The sequence below is a fragment of the Pseudomonas sp. GW822-FHT06D10 genome (assembly GCF_058799535.1).
Map to the genome: position 1 here is coordinate 110,110 of NZ_JBXALN010000007.1, position 21,354 is coordinate 131,463.

Consider the following 21,354-nt stretch of genomic DNA (forward strand, 5'->3'; position numbering starts at 1 on the left):
CATGCAGAGGGCCAGCCCATGACCGAGCAACACGACGACCGCCGACGCTTCAAACGCATCGCCTTCGATGCCCGGACCGAACTCAGCCAAGGCACCCACCGCTGGCCGGTACGGCTGCTGGATCTTTCACTGAAGGGCCTGCTGATCGAGCGCCCCGATCCGTGGCTGGGCGACCCGGCGCGCCCCTTCGAGGCCGACATTCACCTGAGCTCCGACGCCGATGTGCGCATGGACGTACAACTGGCCCATGACAATAAGGGCCAACTGGGCTTCGTCTGCCTGCACATCGGCCTGGAGTCCATCGAGCACCTCAGGCGCCTGATCGAGTTGAACCTGGGAGACCCCGAGGAGCTTGAGCGCGAGCTCGGGGCCTTAATCGATATCTGATGCCCTTTCAGGGAAACAGCGCGGGCTCGGGAAACTCGCTTTCCGTGTCCCAGTAACCCGCCTGCTGGCGCGTGGCGACAGTCCACTGGCCGTCGGCATAACGGAAGGTGCGATAGGTGGTGACGAACTCTTCGTTCTCCATCGATGAAGCGGACGACACCTGCTGGATGCTTTCCGTGCCGCCACCAACGGACGGTACGATCTGCCAGGCCGCCTTGCCGGTCTGGGCAAACACCAGCGGCTGCTTCTCCGCGCCCTCCCCCTGGCACAGCACCGGGTCCAACTGATTCTGCTCCGGCATCAGCACTTGGGTGGCCGGGCCGCTGTAGCTGCCCATGGGAGCGGTCTGGTCGATGGTCAGGAAAAACGCCGGGGACGGCAGGCCGTTCAGCGGTGCCTTTTCCACGGTGGCCATCGGGTAGCCCAGGGACTTCTGCGCCAGTACCTCGCCGCTATCGGACACCAGGCGCGCCTGGGCTCCCAACGGCGCGCTCGGCTGATCCCCCTCCGGCTCGGCAAAGCTGTCGGCGTCCAGGCCATTGCCCCAGCTATCGGCATGCAACTGGGGGGTGATGCGCACATCCTCCAGCACCTCCAGCACCGAACCGTCGCCCACCAGCACCTGCTGGGCAATCCGATAGCCTTCCGGCACCTCGGCCGGCTGTGCCAGGGCCAGGCCGCAATAGCCCAGCAACCCCCAACCCAACACCCGCCTCCTGAATCCGCTCATGGCCATATCACCTGCTTCCTTTCAAAAAAGACCAGCATGCTTACTCGAAAAGTGCATCCAGCGCCTGCTCCAGGCGGGTCACGGCAATGATCTTCAAGCCCGGCGGCGCCTCTTTCGGCGCGTTGCCCTTGGGCACGATAGCTCGCTTGAAGCCGTGCTTGGCCGCTTCCTTCAAGCGCTCCTGACCGCTGGGCACCGGGCGCACCTCACCCGACAGGCCGACTTCGCCAAACACCAGCAGGTCATGGGGCAACGGACGGTTGCGCAGGCTCGACATCACGGCGGCCATCAACGCCAGGTCGGAGGCGGTTTCCAGCACCTTGACCCCGCCCACCACGTTGAGGAACACATCCTGATCGTGGGTGGGGATGCCGCCATGGCGATGCAGCACCGCCAGCAGCATGGCCAGGCGGTTCTGGTCCAGGCCCAGGGTCACCCGGCGCGGGTTGGCCAGGTGGCTGTCATCCACCAGCGCCTGGACCTCCACCAGCATCGGCCGGGTGCCTTCCCAGGTGGCCATCACCACGCTGCCCGGAACCTCTTCCTGGGCACGAGTCAGGAAAATCGCCGAAGGATTGGAGACTTCCTTCAATCCGCGGTCAGTCATGCCGAATACACCCAGCTCATTCACCGCACCGAAACGGTTCTTCACCGCCCGCAGCAAGCGCAGGCGCCCGTCGGATTCGCCTTCGAAATACAGCACGGTGTCCACCATGTGCTCCAGCACCCGCGGCCCGGCCAGGGCGCCTTCCTTGGTCACGTGGCCGACGAGGAAGATCGCCGTGCCGCTCTGCTTGGCGTAGCGCACCAGCAAGGCCGCGCTCTCGCGCACCTGGGACACGCCGCCCGGGGCCGACTGCAGTTGTTCGGTGAAAATCGTCTGGATCGAGTCGATCACCATGACCTTGGGTTTTTCTACCCGGGCCGTGGCGATGATGGTTTCGATGCAGGTCTCGGTCATCACCCGCAGTTGGTCCTGGGGCAGGCCCAGGCGCCGGGCGCGCATCGCCACCTGCTGCTGGGATTCCTCACCGGTGACATACAGCGCCGGCATGCGCGTGGCGATATTGCACAGGGTCTGCAGCAGGATGGTCGACTTGCCGATCCCCGGATCACCACCGATCAGCACCACCGAACCGTCCACCAGGCCGCCGCCCAGCACCCGATCGAGTTCACCGGAAGCGGTGGAGAAACGCGGGATTTCCTCGACGCTGACTTCCGCCAGGGTCTTGATCTGCGCCTGCTGCCCGGCCCAGCCGGTGCGCCCGGCAGGCGCCGCCGCGCCGCCGCTTTCGATCATGGTCTCGGTCAGGGTGTTCCAGGCCCCGCACTCACCGCACTGCCCGGCCCATTTGGGAAAGGTGGAGCCGCACTCGGTGCAGCCGTACATGCGCTTGGCCTTGGCCATCTGAACCCCCGGCAAAAACCGCGATGATAGCTCAGCTGGCGCGGATCAGCGCGGTGCGGCGGTACGTATCTGCCCGCTGGCCAGGCGCGTGGCGCTATTGCCCAGGGGATCCTCGGCATTCAGGTCGGCGCCCTTGGCGGCCAGGGCGTCGAGCAATTCGACCCGCTTGAACAACCCGGCGTACATGGCGGCGGTCTGCCCGGCGCCATTGCGCTGGTCGGGGCTGCAATCGGCGGCCAGCAGGCGCCGGGCGATCTGCACCTCGCCCTTGAAGATCGCCCCCATCAAGGCCGTGTTGCCACGCTTGTCCTGGGCGCAGGCGTTGGCCCCAGCGGCCAGCAGGCGCTCCACCGCCGGGCCCTGGCCGTGATAGGCCGCGAGGATCAGCGCGGTGTAGCCCTTTTCATCCTGGGTATCGAGGGAATAGCCGGCCGCGATAAAGGTGTCGAGCATTTCCACATCGCCACGGCGGGCGGCATCGAAATAATAGTTTTCCAGCTGGACCTTGACCGCCACCGGGTCGGCGGCGGCCGCTGCTTCGGCCGTAGGCTGCGCGTAGGCGGCAAACGACCAGGCCACTGACAGCAGCGCTATAAAAAGACGCATGGCGCGACTCCTCTGTCGGAAAAAGACGTCACGCCCGGGCGGGCGTGACGGGTAAGGCTCGCTCGATCAGTCGCTCAACTTCGCCGCCAGGGCCTTGACTCGGGCCAGGTCGCCCTTGGCCACCTTGGTCACCCCAGTGCCATATTCAGGGTCGGCCTTGTAAAGGAACGACAGCATGATGTGCTTGCTCTCATCATCAGTGGTGGCCAGGGAGCCGCCGAAGCTGTCGATCAGGTCCTGGCGTTCCTTCTTGCTGAAGGAGCGGTACAGGTCACCGGCCTGCTTGAAGTTCTGCTCGCGCTGGATCTTCGCCTGCTGGGTGCTGCCCGCCAGCGCCATCTGGCTGTAGCGCGCGGTCTGCTGCTCTTCGCGTGGCATCAGGCGGCTTGGCTGGTAGTTGACCCCCGTGCTGCTGTGGCCCAGGTTCATCGCGCCGTCCTGGTTGCCGTTGTTCACCGGGTTCTTCGGCGCGTTGATCGGCAGTTGCAGGGCATTGGCGCCGATGCGGTACATCTGGGTATCGGCATAGGAGAACACCCGGCCTTGCAGCAGGCGGTCTTCCGACGGTTCGATGCCTGGCACCAGATTGGCCGGTGCCATGGCCACTTGCTCGGTTTCCTGGAATACGTTGGCCGGATTGCGGTTCAACACCATCTGCCCGACTTTGCGCTCGGGCACACCGGGCCAGATCTTGGTAGCGTCCAGCGGGTCGAAATCAAACTTGGCCAGGTCTTCGGGTTTCAATACCTGGACATACAAGTCCCACTTGGGAAAGTCCCCTTTATTAATGTGGGTTACCAAGTCATTAGTCATATGACTGTAATCGCGGCCCTGTACGTCCACCACTTGTTTCGGGTCGAGATTCTTCAGACCCTGCAGGCTCTTCCAGTGGAACTTCACGTAGTGCACTTCGCCCTTGGCGTTGATCAACTTGTAGGCATGCACACCATTACCGTCCATTTCCCGGTAACTGGCCGGAGTGCCGGAGTTGGAATACAGCTCGGTCAGAGTACGGGTGGCTTCTGGAACATGGGAGAAGAAGTCGAAACGCCGCGAGTCATCGTCGAGATTGGTGCGCGGATCGGGTTTGAACGCATGCACCATGTCCGGGAACTTGATGGCATCACGAATGAAGAAGGTCGGGAAGTTGTTACCCACCAGGTCCCAGTTACCGTCCGCGGTATAGAACTTGGTGGCGAAGCCCCGTGGATCGCGCAAGGTTTCCGGGGAGTGGTTGCCATGCACCACCGCCGAGAAACGCACGAATACCGGGGTCACTTCGCCGGCGGCAAACACCTTGGCACGGGTCAGGTCCGTGAGGTTGTCGGTTACCGTGAAAGTACCGTGGGCACCCGTGCCACGGGCATGCACCACACGCTCTGGAATGCGCTCGCGGTCGAACCGCTGGAGTTTCTGAATCAACTGCACGTCTTGCAACAGCACCGGGCCGGTGGCGCCCGCAGTCTGCGAATTCTGGTTGTCGCCCACTGCCGCACCGTTGTCGCGGGTCAGCGTGGCGGCCTGTACGGAAAGGGAAAGCATACTGGCGGCAAGCACGCCCAGTACGCGTCGCTGGGAAAGACTCCCAAGGCCAAGAGAAGCGGTCATGTTGTATTCCTCTAGTTATATAAGGCGCATCTCGATGCGCCTGCTAGAGGCTAGTGACTAAATATTTGAAAGATAAATAGAAAGGCCGTAACCGCTCGATTGACAGAATGTACTGGTTATATCGTGGGGCGCGGGGTATATCGCGCGCGATTTGATGGCACTTTGAATAAACTATTTGCCTCTTTATCGGTCGATAACCCCGCGAGCTGTAAAAAGTTGTTTCGGCAAAATGCTTTTTGCTGAATTACACTGCCGTAACCAACCTCATCTGTAGCAAGGAATAACCTATGGGCGTGCTAAGTGAATTCAAGGCCTTCGCGGTCAAAGGTAATGTGGTCGATATGGCCGTCGGTATCATCATCGGCGCCGCGTTCGGCAAGATCGTCTCGTCCTTTGTTGGCGACGTGGTCATGCCGCCAATCGGCCTGCTGATCGGTGGGGTGAACTTCGGGGATCTGGCGGTCACGCTCAAGGCGGCTGCGGGCGATACGCCGGCAGTGGTCTTGGCGTACGGCAAGTTCATCCAGAGCATCATCGACTTCGTGATCATTGCCTTCGCCATCTTCATGGGGGTCAAGGTGATCAACCGTCTCAAGCGCGAAGAGGCCGTGGCCCCGACGCTGCCGCCGGTGCCGACCAAGGAAGAAGAGCTGCTGGGGGAGATCCGCGATCTGCTCAAGGCTCAGAACAACAAGCCCTGAGGCTGATCCCGCAATACGACAACGGCGCCCTGATGGCGCCGTTTTCATTACCAGTAGTTTTCCACCGCCACCTGCCCCGGTCGCCGGGTCAGGCTCAGGCTCATGCCCCGCTGCTTGAGCAGGGCGCGGGTGTCATCGATCATCTGCGGGTTGCCGCAGAGCATCACCCGGGAGTGCTCGGGGCTCAGCTCCACGCCGGCGGCGCGCTCCAGCTCACCGCTCTCGATCAACTGGGTGATGCGCCCGTTGAGGCTGCCCGGATGCTGCTCGCGGGTCACGGTGCTGATGAATTGCAGCTTGTGGGCAAATTCCGCCAGGTATTCGCGCTGGGGCAACTCGGCCAGCAGGCGCTGATAGGCCAGCTCCTTGGCCTCGCGCACGCTGTAGACCAGGATGATGCGTTCGAATTTTTCCCACACCTCGAAGTCCTGGAGGATCGACAGGAACGGCGCAATCCCGGTGCCGGTGGATAGCAACCAGAGGTCGCGACCATCGACGAAACGGTCCAGGGTCAGGTAGCCAAAGGCCTGGCGATCCACCAGCAGGCTGTCCCCCACTTCCAGGCGGCTCAGCTCGCTGGTGAACTCGCCGCCGGGCACCACGATGGAAAAGAACTCGAGAAACTCATCGAACGGCGACGACACCATGGAATAGGCGCGCCACACCGTACTGCCGTCGGCCTTGGTCACCCCGAGGCGAGCGAACTGCCCGGCACGAAAGCGAAAACCCGCATCCCGGGTGGTGCGCAGGGTGAACAGGCTGGAGGTCAGGGGCTGGACCTCGAGCAGGGTCTGGCGGGTGTACTTTTCTTCACTGGCAGTCATGACAGGCTCCACAAAACCGATGCGCTAGTGTCCCGCAAAGCGCCGCGCAGAAACACCGGCGGTTTGTAGTGGCATAGAGCGCGGGCAATCAGCGATAAAAAAACGTACCATTTAGCCCCGCTTCGAACAGCCCGCACTGCCGCTGTCCGAGGGTTCCCGTGCGCTCGACAGCCCCCACCGCCGGGACATTCACCGATTACCTAGAGTCCGCCCCATGCCCCTGCTTGCAAGCCCCTTCGCCCAGCTCGACCTGATCCGCCAGCCCGAACAGCAGAACGAGCCACTGCAAGCCTTCGACGCGGCGGACGAATACCTGCTCAATCACCTGGCCGAACAACAACCGGCCAGCGACACCCGGGTGCTGGTGCTCAACGACAGCTTCGGCGCCCTGGCCGCGAGCCTGCTGGGCAAGGTCCAGGTCAGCAGCAGTGGCGACTCCTACCTGGGCGCCCTGGCCCTGGAAAAGAACCTGGTGCGCAACGGCCTGCCCTTCGACGCCGTGCGCGTGGTGCCGGCCAGCGAGGCCCTGGCCGGCCCCTTCGACCGGGTGCTGATCCGCGTCCCCAAGACCCTGGCCCTGCTGGAAGAGCAACTGATCCGCCTGCAAGGGCAACTGGCCCCCGGCGCCCAGGTGGTGGCGGCGGCGATGGTCAAGCACCTGCCCCGCGCCGCCGGTGATTTGCTGGAGCGCTACATCGGCCCGGTCCAGGCCTCGCTGGCGGTGAAAAAGGCTCGGCTGCTGATTGCCACGCCGCAAGACAAGCAGCCCGTCGTGTCGCCCTACCCGACCCGCTATCGCCTGGAACAGCCGGCCATCGAGCTGCTCAACCACGCCAACGTGTTCTGCCGCGAAGGCCTGGACATCGGCACTCGCGCCTTCCTCCCGCACCTGCCGCAGAACCTCGGCAGCGCCCGGGTCGCGGACCTGGGCTGCGGCAACGGCGTACTGGCCATTGCCAGCGCCCTGGACAACCCCCAGGCCCATTACACCCTGGTGGACGAATCCTTCATGGCGGTGCAATCGGCCCGGGAGAACTGGCAGGCCGTGCTGGGCGAGCGCGAAGCCCAAATGCGCGCCGGCGACGGCCTGGCCGGCCAGGCAGCGCAATCCCTGGAGGTGGTGCTGTGCAACCCGCCGTTCCACCAGCAGCAGGTGGTGGGCGACTTCCTCGCCTGGCGCATGTTCCAGCAGGCCCGGGAGGCCCTGGTGGTAGGGGGCGCGCTGTACATCGTCGGCAACCGCCACCTGGGCTACCACAGCAAGCTGGCGCGGCTGTTCCGCGGCGTCGAGCAAGTGGCGGCAACCCCCAAGTTCGTCATCCTCAAGGCCCGCAAGTAAGGGCTCGCCAGAACACAGCTGTCTTTTCGACAGGCAAAAAAAACCCTCCACCAAGGGAGGGTTGAAACCGTGCCGCAAGGCAACGGGATGGGATGATCAGTGGGTGGTCAGGCCTGCGGCATTCATGAACATGCGCATCAGGCTGGCGACCACGAACAGGGCCAGGACACTGCCACCCCAGATCATTACCAGCCAACCCAGGCGCTGCCACAGCGGCTTCTTTTCCGCCTGTTCGATTTCCTGCAAAGAGTGTTTACCGCTCATGACCTCAACTCCTGCCTAACCCGGATTCCCGTAGAAGCTGGCGTGCCAGCGAAAGCGACCGCAAGCTCGGCGCAAGGCGCGAAGGCCTCTTCGCCGGCAAGCCGGCTCCTACCTAGTGATAACCGTCTTCGTGGGTGACCTTGCCGCGGAACACGTAGTAGCTCCAGAAGGTATAACCCAGGATGAACGGGATGATGAACAAGGTGCCCACCAGCATGAAGCCCTGGCTCTGCGGCGGCGCGGCGGCGTCCCAGATGGAGATCGACGGTGGCACTATGTTCGGCCATAGGCTGATGCCCAGGCCGCTGTAGCCGAGGAAGATCAGCACCAGGGTCAGCAGGAACGGCGTGTAGTGGGCGTTGCGGGCCACGGCGCGGAGCAGGCCGTACATGGTCACCAGCACCAGGATCGGCACCGGCAGGAACCAGAACAGGTTCGGCAGGGTGAACCAGCGCGCGGCAATCTCGGCGTGGGCCAGGGGCGTCCAGATGCTGACGACGCCGATCACCGCCAGCACCACGTAGGCCAGGGGCCGCGCCAGGTCATGCATCTGCAGTTGCAGCTTGCCTTCGGTTTTCATGATCAGCCAGGTGCAACCGAGCAAGGCATAGGCCACCACCAGCGCCAGGCCGCAGAACAGGGTGAACGGGGTCAGCCAGTCCAGGGAACCTCCGGCGAACTGGCGGTTGACCACCGGCAGCCCATCGATGAATGCCCCCAGGGCCACGCCCTGGAAGAAGGTCGCCGCCACCGAGCCGCCGATGAAGGCCTTGTCCCAGATGTGGCGCTTGTCTTCCTTGGCCTTGAAGCGGAACTCGAAGGCCACGCCGCGGAAGATCAGGCCCACCAGCATCAGGATCAGCGGCAGGTAGAGTGCCGAGAGCACCACCGAGTAGGCCAGCGGGAAGGCGCCGAACAACGCCGCGCCCCCCAGTACCAGCCAGGTTTCGTTGCCGTCCCAGACAGGCGCGACGGTGTTCATCATTACGTCACGGTCGCGGTCATCCTTGACGAACGGGAAGAGAATCCCGATCCCCAGGTCGAAGCCGTCCATGACCACGTACATCATGATGCCGAAGATGATAATCACGGCCCAGAGCAGCGGAAGATCAATACCCATGACTCAGTTCCCCTTGTTCAGGCGGGTGCCGTGGTCGGCGTCGTGGTCATCGTCGGCTGCGGACAGCGGACGGGCCGGGGTGCGTTTCTGGCCGGGGCCACCGTGGCTGGTTTCGGCACCTTCGTTGGTAACCGGGCCTTTGCGCACCAGGCGCATCATGTAGCCGATACCCACGCCGAACAGCGAGAAGTACACCACCACGAACAGCGCCAGGGTGATGCTCATCTGCACAAAGCTGTGGCCGGAAGAGGCATCCGCCGTGCGCATCAGGCCATAGACCACCCACGGCTGGCGGCCGATCTCGGTGGTGAACCAGCCGGCCAGGATCGCGATCAACCCGGACGGGCCCATCCACAACGCCAGGTACAGGAACGGGCGCGAGGTGTAGAGGGTGTCGCGCTTGCGCAGCCAGAGGCTCCACAGGCCGGTGAAGATCATCAGCATGCCCAGGCCGACCATGATCCGGAACGACCAGAAGACGATGGTCGAGTTGGGCCGGTCCTCGGGTGGGAACTCCTTGAGCGCCGGCACCTGCTTGTCCAGCGAGTGGGTGAGGATCAGGCTGCCCAGGTAAGGGATTTCCACCGCGAAGCGGGTTTTCTCGGCCTTCATGTCCGGCCAGCCGAAGAGGATCAGCGGGGTCGGCTCGTTACCGACGTTTTCCCAGTGGCCTTCGATAGCGGCGATTTTCGCCGGCTGGTGCTTGAGGGTATTGAGCCCGTGGAAGTCACCGATCACCGCCTGCACCGGCGCCACGATCAGGGCCATCCACATGGCCATGGAGAGCATGCGACGAATGGCCGGGTTGTCCCGCCCGCGCAGCAAGTGCCAGGCTGCCGACGAGCCGACGAAGAACGCCGTGGCGACGAACGCGGCTACGGCCATGTGCGCCAGGCGGTAGGGGAACGACGGATTGAAGATTACCGCCAGCCAATCCACCGGGATCACCTGGCCGTTGACGATTTCATAGCCTTGGGGGGTCTGCATCCAGCTGTTGGACGAGAGGATCCAGAACGTCGAGATCAGGGTGCCGATGGCCACCATCACCGTGGAGAAGAAGTGCAGCTTGCGCCCGACCTTGTTCCAGCCGAACAGCATCACCCCGAGGAAACCGGCTTCCAGGAAGAAGGCCGTGAGCACTTCATAGGTGAGCAAGGGGCCGGTGACGGACCCGGCAAAGTCCGAGAAGCGGCTCCAGTTGGTGCCGAACTGGTAGGCCATCACCAGGCCGGAGACCACGCCCATGCCGAAGTTGACGGCAAAGATCTTCGACCAGAAGTGGTAGAGATCGCGGTAGGTGTCGTCGCGGGTCTTCAGCCAGAGGCCTTCGAGTACCGCCAGGTAGCTCGCCAGGCCGATGGTGATCGCCGGGAACAGGATATGGAACGAGATGGTGAACGCGAACTGAATTCGGGCGAGATCAAGAGCCTCTAAACCGAACATAAGCTTTCCTCTATCAGGTAATACCGGCTGCCGGCCAGAGGCCTGCACCCACTGCCCCCACGGATATGGAGTGCGGCGAATTCGGATTCGTTCTTTTTTAAACCATCGCTACGCAGGGAGTCTGGCACTTGGGCCACCACATCAGCCTTTGCAAAAAGGTTTTGATCTGGATCAAGCAACGTTGAAAGAGTAGTCCTAATTTCGCCATGCAACTCTGTGGTTATTTGCCGCGTGACAGCTTGCCTCACCCTCTCAAGCCCGGGGTTTTCCCGGCTTTTTCCCACACAAAACGCCTGTAGCCGCTGCTCAGCCTGCGAAGCTGCGAAAGGCCGGGCCGCGTTCGGTACGCAGGGCCTTGGCTGGCAACTTCCCGTCGAGCCTGCGGCGTATTCAAGATCCTGGCGTCTCCTCCGGAGCCGTTCGCAGCCTGCGGCAGCGGCTACAGGATTCGCGACCAGGTGTTCGAGCGAAAAACAAGATAGATGCGCGGCTAACGAATTTTCCCCGAGCCGCAACTATTGGTTACATCTTGGTGATAATCTCGTGGCACTCCCCGCTCAGATCTACCGCCCGATGCCCAGCCAAGACCCTCTGCTGCTCCGTCACCATCGTCCGTTCATCGCGTTCTGGCTGGCGCGGATCTTCACCGCCAGCGGCTTCCAGATGCTCACCGTGGCCATTGGCTGGAACCTCTACCAACTGACCGGCAATGTGCTGGACCTGGGCCTGGTGGGGCTGGTGGAATTCGCCCCGCGGGTGCTGTTCATGCTGCACACCGGGCATGTGGCCGACCGCTACGACCGGCGTCGGGTGGCGGCTATCTGCCAGTCGCTGCAAGCCCTGATCGCCCTGGCCCTGGCCGTCGGCAGCCTGACCGACAGCGTCACCCGGGAAATGATCTTCATTCTGGCCTTCCTGCTCGGCGGCGCCCGCTCCTTCGAAATGCCCACCACCCAGGCCCTGCTGCCGAGCATCGTGCCCGCGGCGCTGTTTCCCCGGGCGGTGGCCGCCGCGCAATCGGCGCAGCAGTCGGCGACCATCGTCGCCCCGGCCCTGGGCGGGTTGCTGTACGCCTTCGGCAGCGTCTGGGTCTACGGCCCCACCGTGGTCCTGTACCTGATCGCCTGCGTGCTGATGCTCAACCTGCCGGCCCGGCAGACCCCGTTGAACAAGGGCAAGGCCACCCTTGATTCGCTGCTGGCGGGCATCCGCTTCATCCGCAGCCGCCCGGACATCCTCGGCGCCATCTCCCTGGACCTGTTCGCGGTATTGCTGGGTGGCGCCACCGCGCTGCTGCCGGTGTTCGCCAAGGACATCCTGCTCACCGGCCCCTGGGGCCTGGGGCTGCTGCGTTCGGCGCCAGCGGTGGGGGCCTTGCTGATGTCCCTGTGGCTGGCGCGTTTTAGCGTCGAGCGCAAGGTCGGGCGGGTGATGTTCACCGCGGTCGGGGTGTTTGGCGTGGCCACCATCGCCTTCGGCCTCTCGACCTCGTTCTGGCTTTCCCTGGCGGTGCTGGTGGTGCTGGGGGCGGCGGACATGATCAGCATGGTGATTCGCGCCTCCTTCGTGCAACTGGAGACCCCGGACGAAATGCGCGGCCGGGTCAGCGCGGTGAACGGCCTGTTCATCGGCGCTTCGAATCAGTTGGGGGAGTTCGAATCCGGGCTGACCGCCCACTGGTTCGGCACGGTGCCGGCGGTGGTGCTGGGCGGGGTCGGCACGCTGCTGGTGACCGGCGTCTGGATCAAGCTGTTCCCGACCCTGGCCCAGCGTGATCGAATGATCGAACGCGTGGAAGAAGCCAAGGTGTAAAACCTCAGGCGGCTTGCCCCTGTAACAGCTTGTTGATCATTCTCTGCAATACAAAACCGCTACGAAGAGTGTAAGGTATCGCCTTACACTCGCACCCCTTGATCAAGTCCTTTCAGCACAAAGGCCTGCGCGCCTTCTATGAAACCGGATCGACTCGTGGAATACGGGCCGAGCATGCACGCCGGTTGGCCCGCCAGCTGTCGTTCATGGATCACGCCAGCGAACCGGCAGACCTCAATCTGCCGGGCTGGCGGCTGCACCCGCTCAGGGGCGACCTGCTTGGCTACTGGTCCCTGGTAGTGTCCGGCAACTGGCGAGTGATCTTTCGTTTCGTAGGTTCGGATATCGAGCTGGTGGATTATCTGGACTACCACTGAACAGGAGGCAGGATCATGCCCATCCACAACCCGCCCCACCCCGGTGACACCCTGCGCCTGGATATCTTGCCCGAACTGGGCATCAGCGTGACGGAGCTGGCGCGGCATATCGGCTACGCCCGCCCGCACCTGTCCAAGGTGTTGAACGGCCATGCGCCAATCCGCGCAGAACTGGCGGTCAAGCTGGAACGCGCCGGGATCGGCAAGGCCAAGGTCTGGCTGGCGGTGCAGGCCGACTACGACATCTGGCACACCGAGCAGGAACTGCAACCGCTGATCGAGCCCATCGTGGCCCATGTTGGCTGAGCCCTAAACCAGCAGCTCTCCAGCCACCTTGGCGCGCTTGCCGCGACCGCACAGCGCTTCCACCAGGGCCAGGGCAAACGCCAGGGCCGCGGCGGAGCCCTGGGCGGTGATGCAGTTACCGTCCACCACCACCGGCTGGTCGACAAAGGTGCAGCCCAGCAGATGATGGCTGGCGCTGGGCAGGCAGGTCATGCGCCGCTGGCGCAGCACGCCATGCGCCTGCAAGGCCAGGGCCGGGGCTTCGGCGATGCCGGCGAACAGGCGTCCCGCTGCGGCCTGATCCTTGAGCAGTTGCTGCAGCGGTTGATGGGCCGCCAGGTGCTGGGCGCCCACCGCGCCGCCGGGCAATACGATCAGGTCGAAGCGCTGGGCCAGCACGTCCACCAGCATGGCGTCGGCGGTCAAGCGGGTGCCTCGGGCGCAGGTGAGCATGCGCCGGCCTTCGACGCTGGCGGCCAGCACTTCGACTTCGGCACGGCGCAATACGTCGATCAGGGTCACGCTTTGCAGGTCGTCGATGCCTTCGGCAAGGGTGACCAGGGCTCTGAAGGTCATGGGGATGACTCCGCGTGGAGGTCTTTAGAGCTTAGTCAGCTTTGCCGGCTGCCGTTCAGGGCGCCGTCACTTGATGTAGATCTGCGCGCCCAGGCTGTTGCCCGGGGCGTTGAGCGAGGTGTTGCGAAAGCTGAAGGTGCCCTCCTGCTTGCCCGCCAGGTCGAAGACATAGACATAGCCGACGGTAGTCCCCGAGTTGCCGCAGGGCACATAGCTGGAGCCGTCCTCGCACACCGGCGAACGGGTGCCATCGACCTCGAAGCCGTCCAGGGTCACATGGGGCTCGCGACCGTAGCCGATCTCCAGCACGTAGACCTTGATGTTCGGGCCGTTGTGATCGCACTGGGTCCGTTCACGACCGTCGGAGACATCCTCCAGGCCGCAGGAAGGTGACAGCACCTTGAGAATCTCCACCCGGCTCAGCGGCGGGGCCGAGCGCGCCATGGCCGGGGCCGCCAGCCAGCAGGCTGTCGCGCCGAGCAATGCCAGGGCTGTCATTTTCACTGTGCTGCGCATAAATCCCCCCTAAAACCAGGGCGCAGTATGCGCTACTTGCCAGCGCGGCAAAACATCGCCGACGATCGCAGCCATTGGCCCACGCTGCTGGTATGATGCGCGGCTTTTTCCGACCCAGAGCAAATCCGCAGGCACCTTATAAAGTCTGTGCTTTGCTGTTGGAGTCGATACATTCACGGCGCCCGGCGGCGCCACGGGGAGCAGACATGCTGGAAAGGCTGTTTCAACTCAAGGCACACAACACCAACGTGCGCACCGAGATTCTTGCGGGCGTGACCACCTTCCTGGCCATGGCCTACATCCTTTTCGTCAACCCGAGCATTCTCGGCGAGACGGGCATGGACAAGGGCGCGATCTTCGTTGCCACCTGCCTGGCGGCGGCCATCGGTTCCACCGTCATGGGCCTGATCGCCAACTACCCGATCGCCCTGGCACCGGGCATGGGCCTGAACGCCTTCTTCACCTACACCGTGGTCCTGCACATGGGCCACACCTGGCAGGTGGCCCTGGGTGCGGTATTCATCTCGGCGGTGCTGTTCTTCCTGCTGTCGATCTTCCGCATCCGCGAATGGATCATCAACAGCATCCCCCTGCCCCTGCGCTCGGCCATTGCCGCCGGTATCGGCCTGTTCCTGGCGCTGATCGCCCTGCATAACGCCCAGATCGTCGTGGGCAACGAGTCGACCCTGGTGGGCCTGGGCGATCTCAGCAAACCGGCCCCTATCCTCGCGGCCCTGGGTTTTGCCCTGATCGTGGCCCTGGAAGCCCTGAAAGTGCGCGGCGCGGTGCTGATCGGCATTCTCGCGGTGACCGTCGTCTCCATTCTCATGGGCGTCACCCCGTTCGGCGGCGTGACCTCGATGCCACCGTCCCTGGCCCCGACCTTCCTGCAACTGGACATCAAGGGCGCCCTGGATATCGGCCTGATCAGCGTGATCTTCGCCTTCCTGTTCGTCGACCTGTTCGACAACTCCGGCACCCTGATCGGCGTCGCCAAGCGCGCCGGGCTGATGGGCAAGGACGGCCACATGCCGAAAATGGGCCGGGCGCTGATCGCCGACAGCACCGCCGCCATGGCCGGTTCCCTGCTGGGCACCTCGACCACCACCAGCTACATCGAATCCGCGGCGGGCGTGAGCGCCGGCGGCCGCACCGGCCTGACCGCCATCGTGGTGGCGATCATGTTCCTGCTGGCGCTGTTCTTCTCGCCACTGGCGGCCAGCGTGCCGGCCTTCGCCACCGCACCGGCCCTGCTGTTCGTCGCCGTGCTGATGACCTCGGGCCTGGCGGAAATCGACTGGGAAGACATCACCGTCGCCGCTCCCGTGGTGGTCACCGCCCTGGCCATGCCGTTCACCTATTCCATCGCCAACGGCATTGCCTTCGGCTTCATCGCCTGGACCGTGATCAAGCTGCTGTCGGGCCGTGCCCGTGAGCTGAACGCGCCCCTGGTGATCCTGTCGATCCTGTTCGTGATCAAGCTCGGTTACCCCGCATGACTTTTGACGCCGCAAGCTACACCACCCAGTTGAATAACAAGGTCGCGCGCTTGCGCGACCTGCTGGCCCCCTTCGATGCACCCGAGCCTCAGGTCTTCGACTCGCCCCTGCAGAACTTCCGCCTGCGGGCAGAGTTCCGCCTGTGGCGCGAGGCCGGGGAACGGCACTACGCGATGTTCTCCCAGGACGACAAGCGCACGCCGATCCTCATCGAGGAGTTCCCCATCGCCAGCCAGCGCATCAACCAATTGATGCCCCGGCTCAAGGCCGCCTGGCAAGCCAGCGCGCCCCTGAGCCACAAGCTGTTCCAGGTGGAGTTCCTCACCACCCTGGCCGGCGACGCGATGATCACCCTGTGCTACCACCGCCCACTGGACGAGCACTGGCACAAGGCCGCGAGCCAGCTGGCCGCCGACCTCAAGGTCAGCGTGATCGGCCGCTCCAAGGGCAAGCGCGAAGTCATCGGCCAGGACTACGTAGTGGAAAAGCTCGAAGTCGGCGGGCGTACCTTCAGCTACCGCCAGCCCGAAGGCGCCTTCACCCAGCCCAACGGCACGGTGAACCAGAAGATGCTCAACTGGGCCTATGAAGCCCTGGGCGAGCGCCAGGACGACCTGCTGGAGCTGTACTGCGGCAATGGCAACTTCACCCTGCCCCTGGCCACCCGGGTGCGCAAGGTGCTGGCCACCGAGATCAGCAAGACCTCGGTGAATGCGGCCTTGAGCAACCTCAGCGAAAACGCTGTGGATAACGTCACCCTGGTGCGCTTGTCGGCCGAAGAGCTGACCGAAGCCCTGAACGAAGTTCGGCCGTTCCGCCGCCTGCAGGGCGTGGACCTCAAGAGCTACGAATTCGGCAGCGTGTTCGTCGACCCGCCTCGGGCCGGCATGGACCCGGACACCTGCGAACTGACCCGGCGCTTCGACAACATCCTGTACATCTCCTGCAACCCGCAGACCCTGGCGGCCAACATCGCCCAGTTGCACGACACCCACCGCATCACCCGCTGCGCGCTGTTCGACCAGTTCCCCTGGACCCACCACATGGAATCCGGGGTCCTGCTGACCCGCCGCTGATTGGCCCCGCTCCCCAACGGCCGTCCTCGAGACGGCCGTTGTCATTCTGGGCCGCCGATCCCCTACCGTTTCCTGTAGCCGCTGCCGCAGGCTGCGATCGACTGCGAAGCAGGCGCAAACCTGACACCGCGGCGCATCAGGCACGTCTGCGTCGCCGGGTGTGCGGGGCGGCGCCCCGGTCGCAGCCTGCGGCAGCGGCTACAAGGTCAGCCGAGAGGACGAAAGTAGCCGGCCAGTTGCTGCAGGTCCTGTTCGTTGAGCAGGCCGGCGTAGTACTTGAGCTGGATCCGCGCCAACAGGTAGGCATGCCGGGCATCCGCCAGGTCGCGGCGGGCGGTGAACAGTTGTTGCTCGGCGTCCAGTACATCCAGGTTGACCCGCTCGCCGCCGTGCACGCTCTTCTGGGTCGCGGTCACCAGGGCCTCGGCGGAGCTGACGGCCATTTCATAGGCCCGGACCTTGGCCGCGGCGCTGGTGTTGAGGTTGAACTGCTTGCGCAGTTCGTTGAGGGTGGTGGCGGTCTTGGCATCCAGTTCGAACTGCGCCTGGGACAGCTGGCTGGCCGCCTGGCGGGTCGAGGCCGATACCGAGCCACCGGCAAACAGCGGCAGGCTGACCTGGATGCCCACGGTATTGGTGTCGTACTTCTGGTTGTAGGAGCTTTCCGAATCGGAACTGGTCTGACGGCTGCTGGCATACAAACTCACCTTGGGCAGGTGCCCGGCGCGCTTGCGCTCCACTTCATACTCCGCCACTCGCAGCGCCTGCTGCTGGGACGCCAGGTCCGGGTTGTTGGCCATGGCCAGGTCACGCCAGCTGTCGAAGCGGTTGGGCAGCAGCGGCTGGATCTGGAACTGCCGGGTCAGCGGGTCCAGTTCGTCGATCTGCAACGGTTCGCCGACTATGGCTTGCAGCTCGCGCAGGGCCGCGTCCTGCTGGTCCTGGGCCTCGATCTCCTGCGCCAGGGCCAGGCTCAGCCGGGCCTGGGTCTCCAGCACATCGGTGCGGGTGCCCTCGCCGCCCTTGAGCAGGCGTTCGTTGAGCTGCAAGCGTTCGGCGTAGGCACGCTTCTGCGCCCGGCTCAGTTCGATGCGCTCCTGGGCCAGCAGCGCCTGGCTGTAGGCACTGAGCAGGCGCACCGCCAGTTCCTGGCTCTTGCCACGAAAGCGTTCGTCGGAAAACAGCGCCTGGGCCGAGCCCTGGCGGTAGCGCGCATAGGCTTCGTAGTCCAGCAGCGGTTGCTGCAGGGTCAGGGTCGAGGCGTAGCTGCGGTAGTCCCGGTCATTGGTGACATCACCGCGAACGGTCTCCTGGGTCACTTCGGACTGGTTGCGCGAATTGTTGTAGCTCCAGGACAGGTTCGGCAGCAGCCCGGCACGGCCGATGGCCCGGTTCTCTTCCCCGGCATCGCGTTCCTTGATCGCTGCCTGGAAGGTCGGGTCATTGCGCAAGGCCAGGTCATAGGCGTCCAGCAACCCCAGGGCCTGGACCGACGGGCTGCCCAACAGGCACAGCAGGGGCAGGTAGTAGCACCAGGCTCGAATCATTCTTCCACCAACGCCATGTGAGTCCGGTCCAGCAGGGGCTTGAACAGGTAGTTGAGCATCGAGCGTTCGCCGGTACGGACGAAGGCTTCCACCGGCATGCCCGGGCGGATCTGCAAGCCCTGCAACTGCTGCATGCCCTGGGCGCTGACCGTGGCCCGCAGGGTGTAGTAAGGCTCCTCGGTGCGCTCATCCACCTGCCGGTCGGCGGACACCAGGGTCACCTCCCCCGGCACCCTGGGCGTGGTGCTCTGGTTGAAGGCCGAGAACATCAGCTCCACTGGCAGCCCCGGGTGCACCTTGTCCACCAGTTGCACCGGCACCCGGGCCTCCACCAGCAACGGCTCGTCCTGGGGCACGATGTCCATCAGCGGCTGGCCCGGCTTGATCACCCCACCTTCGGTGTAGACCTCCAGCCCCACCACCACCCCGGCGGCCGGGGCGCGCACCTGGCTGTTGGCCAGTTCGAACTGGGCGGAGGCCAGGCGATTGCGCAGGTCCTCGGTGCGCACCCGGGTATCGGCCAACTGGCTGCGCAGGTCTTTCTGGAAATCCTCGGTGGTCTGGCGGATGCGCAGGCGCAGTTCGAGGATCTGCCGCTGCAACTGGCCGATGCGGCCGAAGTCCTCGGCGATCGAGCCGTCGATCTGCGCGTACAGGCGCTCGCTGTCCAGCAGCCGGTTGCGCGGGATATAGCCGTCCCGGGCCAGTTCCCGCAGCCCCTGCAACTGTTCATTCAAGGCGCGGCGCTGCGCCAGCTTGCTGGCCTGGGAATCCCGGGTGCCACGCAACTGCGCCTCGGAGCCGGCGATGGTCTCGGCGATCCCTTGCTGTTCCATGCTCAGGGCCTGGCGCCGGCTGCTGAACAGCTGCCGTTGCAACGACAGGCTGGCGGCCACGTCCGGCTCGCTGGCCAGGGCCTGAAGTTGCGGGTCGAAGACGATATCGCTGGCGCCGTCGCGCTCGGCATTGAGCCGCGCTTCGCTGGCCAGCGAGCCCAGGTACTGGCTGCGCAGGGACTGCATCTGGGTGCGCAGCGGCGTCTCGTTGAGGCGCAGCAGCACCTGCCCGGCGCTGACCCGGTCGCCTTCCTTGACTTCGATCCGCTCGACGATGCCGCCGCTCTGGTGCTGCACGGTCTTGCGATGGCCCGAGACCATGACCTTGCCCGACACCGCCACGCCCTTGTCCAGCGGCGCCAGGGCGGCCCAGCCGATAAACCCGGCAAAACCTCCCAGCACCAGGAGCCAGCCGAGCCGTGAGTACTTCCTGTCGTCCAGGGACAACACATTGCTGGCGGCCGGCCCCGCGACCGGCGCAGCAGGACCTGTGGATAAATTCGCCTTCATGCTTTTTTCCCTTCGCCGCCGGCCACGCCCAGGCGGTAGTTCATGTTCAAGCTGGTCACCGGGCTGCTCGCCGGATTGCTCATCGGTACAGCCGGCGGCGGCGCGGCCTTGGCCTTCTGGTTCGCCTCCAGCACCCGCGCCGTAGGACCATAGGCCTGCAACTGGCCGTCGCGCAGGATCATCAACTGGTCGGTCAGGGTCAGCACGTTGGGCTTGTGGGTGATCAGCACCAGGGTTCGCTGCCGCTGCTTGAGCTGGCTGATGGCTTGCAGCAGCGCCTGCTCACCGGCCTCATCGAGGTTGGAATTGGGCTCGTCGAGCACGATCAGCGCCGGCAGGCCGTACAGCGCCCGGGCCAAGCCGATGCGCTGGCGCTGCCCGCCGGACAACCCGGCACCGCCCTCGCCCAGGCGCGTGTCATAGCCCTGGGGCAATTGCAGGATCAGTTCGTGCACCCCGGCCATTTGTGCGGCCTGCAGGACCTGATCCGAGTCCAGCTGGGCAAAACGCGCGATGTTCTCGGCGATGCTGCCGGCGAACAGCTGGATGTCCTGGGGCAGGTAACCGATATGCGGTCCCAGTTGCTGCCTGTCCCACTGAGCCAGGTCTGCGCCATCCAGGCGTACCTTTCCCGTCAGGGGCATCCAGGCACCGACCAACAGCCGGGCCAGGGTGGACTTGCCGCAACCGGAAGGGCCGATCACCCCCAGCACCTGGCCGGCCTCCAGGGTGAAACCGAGGTTGCTCAGGGCCGGGCGCCGGCTGCCAGGGGCACAGGCACTCAGCTGTTCGACGCTCAACTTGCCCTTGGGCGTCGGCAGGCTCATGCGCGCCGGCCGTGGCGGGTTGGCCTGCAACAACTCGGACAAACGCTCGTAGGCCAGGCGCGCCGAGCTCCATTGCTTCCATACCGCGATCAACTGGTCGATGGGGCTGAGCACGCGGCCCATTAGGATCGAGCCGGCGATCATCATCCCCGGGGTGATCTGGCCCTGCACCGCCAGCCAGGCGCCCAGGCCCAGCACCAGGGACTGCAGGGCCATGCGCACGCCCTTGGACCAGGCGCTGATGGTGGCGGTCTTTTCGCTGGCCAGGTTCTGCTGGGCGAGAAAGCCCTGGTGGCCGATGAACCAGCGCTCGCGCAGGGCGCCGAGCATGCCCATGGCTTCGATCGCGTCGGCATTGCGCAGGTTGGCGGTGGCCTGCTGGCTGGTGATGATCGACAACTGGCTGGCCTGGGCCAGGGGTGCCTGGCAGATATGCTGGTTGATCCAGGCCAGCGCCACCAGCAGCACCGCGCCGGCCAGGGCCAGCAGGCCGAGCCAGGGGTGAAAGAGAAAGATCACCAGCAGGTAGACCGGAAACCAGGGCGCATCGAAGAACGCGAACAAGGCATTGCCGGTGGCGAACTGGCGCAGCGCGGTCAGGTCGTTCAAAGCCTGGCCGGCGGCCTGGGGGCTGCCCTTGAGCTGGGCTTCGAAAGCGGCGTCATACACCCGCTGGTTCAGGCGCATGTCCATCTGGGTACCGAGGTGGATCACCACCTGGCTACGCACCCACTCCAACGCCCCCATCAGGCCGAACAGGCCGAGGATCATCAGCGTCAGCATCAGCAGGGTCATCTGATTGCCCGAGGCCAGCACCCGGTCGTAGACCTGCAGCATGTAAAGGGCCGGGGCCAGCATCAGCAGGTTGATCACCGCCGAGAACAGGCCGATGTTGAAAAAGCCGCCCTTGTAGGCCGTCAAGGCCGCCAGCGTCTCGGAAGCGGCAAGTGGATTCGGCCTGCTCATCAAGGTGTCCTGTGGAGAGTGTAGGGTTACAGGGCCTTCCGCTCGGGCAGAGCGGAACGACAAGAGGCGCGCCCGGTGCGTTGACAGGCACCACGGC

Annotated in this window: 21 protein-coding genes; 8 read left to right on the forward strand and 13 right to left on the reverse strand. The window is 64.5% G+C overall.

The window, feature by feature from the left end; all coding sequences use genetic code 11:
• Positions 1-18 precede the first annotated feature (18 nt).
• Positions 19-387: a PilZ domain-containing protein gene (locus tag AC1RL5_RS23255; RefSeq protein WP_011063578.1), complete on the forward strand. Its 369-nt coding sequence runs from the start codon at positions 19-21 to the stop codon at positions 385-387.
• Between the two features lie 7 nt (positions 388-394).
• Here AC1RL5_RS23255 and AC1RL5_RS23260 read toward each other — a convergent pair whose 3' ends face one another.
• The 4 genes from AC1RL5_RS23260 to katB all read right to left on the reverse strand — a co-directional run bounded on the left by AC1RL5_RS23260 (position 395) and on the right by katB (position 4,739).
• Positions 395-1,123 (reverse strand): hypothetical protein, encoded by a 729-nt coding sequence (locus AC1RL5_RS23260; protein WP_072452980.1) that lies wholly within the window; start codon positions 1,121-1,123, stop codon positions 395-397.
• Between the two features lie 34 nt (positions 1,124-1,157).
• Positions 1,158-2,525: a DNA repair protein RadA gene (gene radA, locus AC1RL5_RS23265; RefSeq protein ID WP_011063580.1), complete on the reverse strand. Its 1,368-nt coding sequence runs from the start codon at positions 2,523-2,525 to the stop codon at positions 1,158-1,160.
• Between the two features lie 45 nt (positions 2,526-2,570).
• Positions 2,571-3,131, reverse strand: coding sequence for an ankyrin repeat domain-containing protein (locus AC1RL5_RS23270; protein ID WP_015637109.1), 561 nt, complete (start codon positions 3,129-3,131; stop codon positions 2,571-2,573).
• 66 nt (positions 3,132-3,197) lie between these two features.
• Positions 3,198-4,739 carry a catalase KatB gene (gene katB, locus AC1RL5_RS23275; protein WP_492590089.1) on the reverse strand — a complete coding sequence of 514 codons (1,542 nt, stop codon included), beginning with the start codon at positions 4,737-4,739 and terminating at the stop codon, positions 3,198-3,200.
• 287 nt (positions 4,740-5,026) lie between these two features.
• Here katB and mscL point away from each other — a divergent pair, with 287 nt between their 5' ends.
• On the forward strand, positions 5,027-5,440 hold the full coding sequence (gene mscL, locus AC1RL5_RS23280; protein ID WP_011063583.1) for a large-conductance mechanosensitive channel protein MscL: 414 nt from the start codon (positions 5,027-5,029) through the stop codon (positions 5,438-5,440).
• A 47-nt stretch (positions 5,441-5,487) separates the two neighbouring features.
• Here the strand turns inward: mscL and AC1RL5_RS23285 are convergent, their stop codons facing one another.
• Positions 5,488-6,264 (reverse strand): ferredoxin--NADP reductase, encoded by a 777-nt coding sequence (locus AC1RL5_RS23285; protein WP_053153998.1) that lies wholly within the window; start codon positions 6,262-6,264, stop codon positions 5,488-5,490.
• A 214-nt stretch (positions 6,265-6,478) separates the two neighbouring features.
• On the opposite strand from AC1RL5_RS23285, the gene AC1RL5_RS23290 reads away from it, so the two are divergent.
• A complete protein-coding gene (locus tag AC1RL5_RS23290) occupies positions 6,479-7,603 on the forward strand; it encodes a methyltransferase (RefSeq protein ID WP_103407254.1) in 1,125 nt (374 codons plus the stop codon).
• Positions 7,604-7,699: 96 nt separating this feature from the next.
• On the opposite strand, the gene AC1RL5_RS23295 is transcribed toward AC1RL5_RS23290, so the two are convergent.
• The 3 genes from AC1RL5_RS23295 to AC1RL5_RS23305 form a co-directional block, all read right to left on the reverse strand.
• Positions 7,700-7,867 carry a DUF2474 domain-containing protein gene (locus tag AC1RL5_RS23295; protein ID WP_011063586.1) on the reverse strand — a complete coding sequence of 56 codons (168 nt, stop codon included), beginning with the start codon at positions 7,865-7,867 and terminating at the stop codon, positions 7,700-7,702.
• Positions 7,868-7,979: 112 nt separating this feature from the next.
• Positions 7,980-8,987 carry a cytochrome d ubiquinol oxidase subunit II gene (cydB, locus tag AC1RL5_RS23300; protein ID WP_011063587.1) on the reverse strand — a complete coding sequence of 336 codons (1,008 nt, stop codon included), beginning with the start codon at positions 8,985-8,987 and terminating at the stop codon, positions 7,980-7,982.
• A 3-nt stretch (positions 8,988-8,990) separates the two neighbouring features.
• Entirely contained in the window at positions 8,991-10,430 is a 1,440-nt protein-coding gene (locus tag AC1RL5_RS23305) for a cytochrome ubiquinol oxidase subunit I (RefSeq protein WP_011063588.1), read from the reverse strand.
• A 573-nt stretch (positions 10,431-11,003) separates the two neighbouring features.
• On the opposite strand from AC1RL5_RS23305, the gene AC1RL5_RS23310 reads away from it, so the two are divergent.
• The 3 genes from AC1RL5_RS23310 (at position 11,004) to AC1RL5_RS23320 (ending at position 12,925) form a co-directional block, all read left to right on the forward strand.
• A complete protein-coding gene (locus tag AC1RL5_RS23310) occupies positions 11,004-12,242 on the forward strand; it encodes an MFS transporter (RefSeq protein ID WP_492590140.1) in 1,239 nt (412 codons plus the stop codon).
• Positions 12,243-12,340: 98 nt separating this feature from the next.
• Positions 12,341-12,619, forward strand: a complete 279-nt coding sequence (locus AC1RL5_RS23315) for a type II toxin-antitoxin system RelE/ParE family toxin (RefSeq protein ID WP_011063591.1) — start codon at positions 12,341-12,343, stop codon at positions 12,617-12,619.
• Between the two features lie 15 nt (positions 12,620-12,634).
• A complete protein-coding gene (locus tag AC1RL5_RS23320; RefSeq protein WP_053154009.1) occupies positions 12,635-12,925 on the forward strand; it encodes a HigA family addiction module antitoxin in 291 nt (96 codons plus the stop codon).
• A gap of 3 nt (positions 12,926-12,928) precedes the next feature.
• Here AC1RL5_RS23320 and AC1RL5_RS23325 read toward each other — a convergent pair whose 3' ends face one another.
• Both AC1RL5_RS23325 and AC1RL5_RS23330 read right to left on the reverse strand, forming a co-directional pair.
• Positions 12,929-13,480 carry a DJ-1 family glyoxalase III gene (locus AC1RL5_RS23325; RefSeq protein WP_072452963.1) on the reverse strand — a complete coding sequence of 184 codons (552 nt, stop codon included), beginning with the start codon at positions 13,478-13,480 and terminating at the stop codon, positions 12,929-12,931.
• Positions 13,481-13,546: 66 nt separating this feature from the next.
• Positions 13,547-13,996 carry a DUF4879 domain-containing protein gene (locus tag AC1RL5_RS23330; RefSeq protein ID WP_015637117.1) on the reverse strand — a complete coding sequence of 150 codons (450 nt, stop codon included), beginning with the start codon at positions 13,994-13,996 and terminating at the stop codon, positions 13,547-13,549.
• A 206-nt stretch (positions 13,997-14,202) separates the two neighbouring features.
• Between AC1RL5_RS23330 and AC1RL5_RS23335 the strand changes: the two genes are divergently transcribed.
• Positions 14,203-15,495 (forward strand): NCS2 family permease, encoded by a 1,293-nt coding sequence (locus tag AC1RL5_RS23335; RefSeq protein WP_015637118.1) that lies wholly within the window; start codon positions 14,203-14,205, stop codon positions 15,493-15,495.
• Positions 15,492-16,571, forward strand: coding sequence for a tRNA (uridine(54)-C5)-methyltransferase TrmA (trmA, locus tag AC1RL5_RS23340; RefSeq protein WP_492590091.1), 1,080 nt, complete (start codon positions 15,492-15,494; stop codon positions 16,569-16,571). The genes AC1RL5_RS23335 and trmA overlap by 4 nt, the downstream gene beginning before the upstream one ends.
• Positions 16,572-16,777: 206 nt before the next feature.
• Here trmA and AC1RL5_RS23345 read toward each other — a convergent pair whose 3' ends face one another.
• The 3 genes from AC1RL5_RS23345 to AC1RL5_RS23355 are packed head-to-tail and all read right to left on the reverse strand — an operon-like array spanning position 16,778 to position 21,257.
• Complete coding sequence (locus AC1RL5_RS23345; RefSeq protein ID WP_011063597.1) at positions 16,778-18,118, reverse strand: TolC family outer membrane protein; 1,341 nt, start codon at positions 18,116-18,118, stop codon at positions 16,778-16,780.
• Entirely contained in the window at positions 18,115-19,464 is a 1,350-nt protein-coding gene (locus tag AC1RL5_RS23350) for an HlyD family type I secretion periplasmic adaptor subunit (RefSeq protein ID WP_011063598.1), read from the reverse strand. The genes AC1RL5_RS23345 and AC1RL5_RS23350 overlap by 4 nt, the downstream gene beginning before the upstream one ends.
• Positions 19,461-21,257 (reverse strand): type I secretion system permease/ATPase, encoded by a 1,797-nt coding sequence (locus tag AC1RL5_RS23355; RefSeq protein ID WP_492590093.1) that lies wholly within the window; start codon positions 21,255-21,257, stop codon positions 19,461-19,463. The genes AC1RL5_RS23350 and AC1RL5_RS23355 overlap by 4 nt, the downstream gene beginning before the upstream one ends.
• Positions 21,258-21,354 lie beyond the last annotated feature (97 nt).